The organism is Catenibacterium sp., assembly GCF_052354645.1.
GTDB classification, from domain to species: domain Bacteria; phylum Bacillota_I; class Bacilli_A; order Erysipelotrichales; family Coprobacillaceae; genus Catenibacterium; species Catenibacterium mitsuoka_A.
This window is the reverse complement of record NZ_DAWDDM010000149.1, coordinates 1-4,831: the sequence shown is the minus strand read 5'-3', so window position 1 is coordinate 4,831 and position 4,831 is coordinate 1. Positions and strand designations below refer to the sequence as shown.

3 protein-coding genes are annotated in these 4,831 nt (G+C 30.9%); 1 reads left to right on the top strand and 2 read right to left on the bottom strand.

The window, feature by feature from the left end; genetic code table 11:
• Positions 1-581 precede the first annotated feature (581 nt).
• A complete protein-coding gene (locus tag ACT8VG_RS07335; protein ID WP_331873159.1) occupies positions 582-1,103 on the top strand; it encodes a hypothetical protein in 522 nt (173 codons plus the stop codon).
• A gap of 46 nt (positions 1,104-1,149) precedes the next feature.
• On the opposite strand, the gene ACT8VG_RS07330 is transcribed toward ACT8VG_RS07335, so the two are convergent.
• Together ACT8VG_RS07330 and ACT8VG_RS07325 are read right to left on the bottom strand one after the other, a co-directional pair.
• A complete protein-coding gene (locus ACT8VG_RS07330) occupies positions 1,150-2,430 on the bottom strand; it encodes a galactokinase (protein WP_217106527.1) in 1,281 nt (426 codons plus the stop codon).
• Positions 2,430-3,440: an aldose epimerase family protein gene (locus ACT8VG_RS07325; RefSeq protein ID WP_217106526.1), complete on the bottom strand. Its 1,011-nt coding sequence runs from the start codon at positions 3,438-3,440 to the stop codon at positions 2,430-2,432. Before ACT8VG_RS07325 ends, ACT8VG_RS07330 begins: the two co-directional genes overlap by 1 nt.
• Positions 3,441-4,831 lie beyond the last annotated feature (1,391 nt).

Below are 4,831 nucleotides of genomic sequence, written 5' to 3'. Positions count from 1 at the left end.
TAACTTTAGAGACAATATGTGAGTAGAACATATATTCATTCTTTTCGTGATCATTCAACTCTTTAAACTTTATTGCTTGATTTAAATTATCTATATGTACTTTAGCAATAGAGTAGAAGTTTAGAGTAAGTTCAATTTCTTCATTAGAATAAACCATTGCCTACTTACTCCTCTTCTTATAAATTGTAAAACGTTTTACATATGTATTATATTATATTTAATCGACACAATTGTGCTTTTATGATTGTTATAATGTATTAAATTAATTGTTCCACTTTATTACAACTATCAATTCTACATATTTGAACATATCATCCAATAGTCAGTCAAAAAACATTTCTTTAGATGAAGCAATTTAACCTTCCGTAAAATATGAGTTCAAGTTGTTATAACAATGGGAGTCATAAAAAACTGTTATGAAATACAGGCACAGCTAAGATCATGAAATGATCAACCTTATCAGAATGAATAATCAATCGAAATAGAAAATCATAATTAGTAATATATATCATCGTTATTTGGTGCATTTGATACTTATCCATGTTAAAATTAATATATTATAAATAGCGAGGTATCAAATAATGGAAACATTAACTGTCAAAAACAATAAAATAGATTATTCAACTCTTAAAAAAGTGATCTTTTACTTCTTTCCTACATACTATATATTGTTACTAGTGACCATATTCTGTGGTGCATTAATTGCTTTGTTTATAAATCTGTCTACAAGAGATGTTGTTTACATTATAGGATGCATTATTATATTACTAATGGTACCTACAGCCCTCTTATTCAACGAAAAAATAATCGCAAAAAAATGCATAAATCAACTTAATGATTTATATCACACAGATGTGATTTTCTATGATCTAGTCTTTGGTGAAGATAAGTTAACCTCAATTGAATACTCATCAAAAAATGAAGTTCCCATGAAATACAAGAATATTAAAAAAATAATAGAAACTAAAGATGTTGTATTATTTACAAGTAATGCAGGCTTTAAAATCTATTTTGAAAAGAAAAATGCCAGTAATGAAGATATTGAGAGATTACATGCATTTTTTGATAAGCAGAACATCACTTGGAAAAAATCAATTCTATAGTAAAGAAAACCTCTTTGATTCTCATATCAAAGAGGTTTTCTAATGCTTATAATTCTACTTTCTTACCGCCATACTTTCTTACTTTAAGAATATGACAAGAACCTTCACCAAAATACTTTTCAATTTCAGTCTTATATGTTTCTACATAATCATCTTCTACAAAGGCCTGGATCGTACCTGCAAATCCACCACCATGTACTCTACATACACCTTTATTACTTAGGATATCTTCCGATAAACCTAAAGCAATAGAAACTGCCTGGTTTGTTTCATCATGGTTAGAATAGATATTCTGTAGGTATTTATAAGAACTGTCTCCTGATGATTTGATGACTGACTTGAATGTATCAAAATCATTGTTCTTTAAGGCAGATACTGCTTTTTCTACTCTTGCATCTTCCTTAAAGAAGTGTAATGCACGAATGACACAGCGGTCACTCATCTTTTCACGTAATTCAGGAATATGTGCTTTAAATTCATCTTCTGATACTTCTCTTAAGAATTCTTTTCCAAAGAAGTGTGCTACTTCCTTCATTTCTGTAGGAATGGCTGCATAATCATCAGTTAAGTCTGCATGAGATGCATGAACATCTACAATACATAAACTATGATGGAATGAAGAGAAATCAACATCTACTTTTTCTACAACAGGATGATCATTGTCTTTAAAGTCAATATGAATAAGAGCACCTACTGAACTTGCACACTGGTCCATTAATCCACATGGTTTACCAAAATAGACGTTTTCTGTATACTGACCAATCTGTGCAATCAATACTGGACTCACTGTCATATCATTATATAAACCTGATAATACAGTACCAATCATGACTTCAAATGCTGCTGATGAAGAAAGACCAGAACCCTGTAATACTTCACTTGTCATATAAGCTTCAAAACCACCAATATGAAGACCTAATTCCTTAAAGCGTGCAAGAGTACCTCTAATTAATCCTTCTGAAGTACCTTCTTCTTCTGCTTTCTTTTCTAAGTCATCTACAGCTACAGCCTTTAAATCATAATCATCAGATAATACCTTAATTTCACCATCTCTAGGTGCTGTAATCGCAATAATATCTAAATTAATTGCAGCAGCTAATACTTCCCCATGCTGGTGATCTGTATGGTTACCAGATACTTCACTTCTACCTGGTGCTGAGAATACTTCTACTTCCTTATCACCATAAAGTGAGATGAACTTTTCAATAGCTGCAATATATCTTTCTTTCTGAGTATCTAATAAAGATTCATCTACATAAATATCAGTTAATAAAGCATCTGCCTTACCATTTCTAATATCTTCAATAATCTGTGTTGCAAGTTTCATTATTTAATTACCTCTAAACAATAAGATGTCTGTGCATCAAATGTTTCTCCCTTTCTTAAAATAGTGCTTGGATTCTTTTCAATATGAATAGCGTCTGGTAAGTTCTGTGTTTCAATACATACTGCATCTCTCGCATTATAAGGTTCACCATTCTTACCAATACGTCCATCTAGATAGTTTGCGGTATAGATCTGTGCTCCTGGTAAAGTAGTAGATACTGTTAATCTTCTACCACTTTCTTCATCTTCTAATACAACTTGGTTCTTATCTGTAGTAAAGAAGAAATGATGGTCAAAACCATTACCAAGTTTTAATTGTGGATGATCTACTTCTACACGTTCACCAATCTTTGCAGGTATTCTAAAGTCAAATGGAGTACCTTCTACAGCTTCCTTTTCACCTGTAGCAAGACCATCTGCATCTACATGTTCATAATAATCAGCATCAATCTTTAAAGTGTGATTATAGATATTATGTTTATGTCCTGATAAGTTGAAATATGAATGGTTAGTAATATTAATTAAAGTATCCTTATCACTCGTAGCATGATAAGAAATAGTTAATGTAGTACCCTCTAAATGATAAGTAGCACTAAAATCCATATTACCTGGATAACCTTCTTCTCCATCCTTTGCATAATAAGTAAACTTAATAGTATAGTCATCTAAGATTTCATAATCAAAGATCTGATAACTAAATCCTTTAATACCACCATGTAAACTATTAGGACCATTATTAATAGGTAAATGATATGTTTCACCATTTAACTCAAATGTTCCTTTTCCAATTCTATTCGCAACTCTACCTACTAATGCACCTAGATAAGCATCTAGAGTCTGATATTGATTAAAGTCATCATAACCTAATACAACATCACCTTTTACTCCATTCTTATCTTCAACAATCATCTTAATAATAGTACAACCAAATGTTGAGACAACCACTTCCATCTCTTCATTCTTTAATGATAAATTTTCAATATTTCCAATTTTTTCTATTACTTCTATCACATTTATTCACCTCATCTTCGGAAACATAGATAATTCATACCTATTACTTAATATATTTTATCATGTTATGAATAATTATGTATACGCTTTCTAGAAAAAGTGAAGATTTAATAGACTTTTCTTTGAGTTGTAAAGAGCGTATGTCTTTTATACAGGAAAATATGTCTCTTAAGCACAAAATATAGACTATTTAATGATAATAATATATTATTTAAGTAGTAGAAGAGGATGGAATACTCTAAATTTAAAGATGTGACATAATAGAAAAAAGGTTTAATACAATCGAGGTGAATAATATGATGAACTTTCTTCTAGCTTTGTATAGCAGTTTATTAATCAAAATCCTGCCATTATTAGTTGTATCGCTGTTACTTACATTCCTATTAGTTAAAGCTAAAATGCCAAAACTTTTCTACCTTCTCATAGTTATAGAAGTAATCGCAATATCTGTACTACACTATAGCACTGTTGTCACATCAATATGCTTATATATGGAGACAAAAGCCTGGATTATACTCTCTCATATGGCTATCTTTATTGGTATATATTTAATGATTCCTATTCTTTCAATCATCCTCTATAGAGTATTAAGAAAAAAGAGTATAAGTGGACCCCATGTTAAGGACATTAATAAAAAAGCACTTAATTAGAAATAAAGATATCCTCTAGGTGTAATAACCAAGAGGATATTTTTACGTACTATGTTTTTAATGCACTTTTTCCAATTCACTACTTGTTTCAGATCTAGTTTGATATAATATCTTTGTTATCGTCCTCCTTGAAAGGGGGTGATACATTTTTTTTGAGTTTATCATAACCGTCATGGCGGGTGTTCTCACATACTACATCTGCAAATGGTTAGACGAATTTTTTAAACGATAACTAGCCTAGTGTTAACCCACTCTAAAAGTTAGAAAAGGTAAGGATCCACCAATCCTTACCTTTTCGTTTGATGCATTTCGTTTTTTGAATTCAGTTGAAGTTTAACACTTAACCACTTCATAGTCAAGTCGTCGTAGCATAAAAACGATATAAGTCATAGTAGCATAAAAATGATATAAGTAATTATTTCACTTCATTTTCATATGCTTATAGTTTGATGTTCGACTTTTTCATAACCGTCATGGTGGGTGTTCTTACCTACTACATCTGCAAATGGTTAGACGAATTTTTCAAACGATAACTAGCCTAGTGCTAAACCACTCTAAAAGTTAGAAAAGATAATGATATGCCGATCCTTACCTTTTCGTTTGATGCATTTTGATTTCTGAATTCATTTGAAGTCTAACACTTAACCACTTCATAGTCAAGTCGTTACTGCATAGAAACCACAGGAGTCTGATTCCAATGTGATAATGTCTCAATGTATCCAAGTTGATAATGTCCCAATT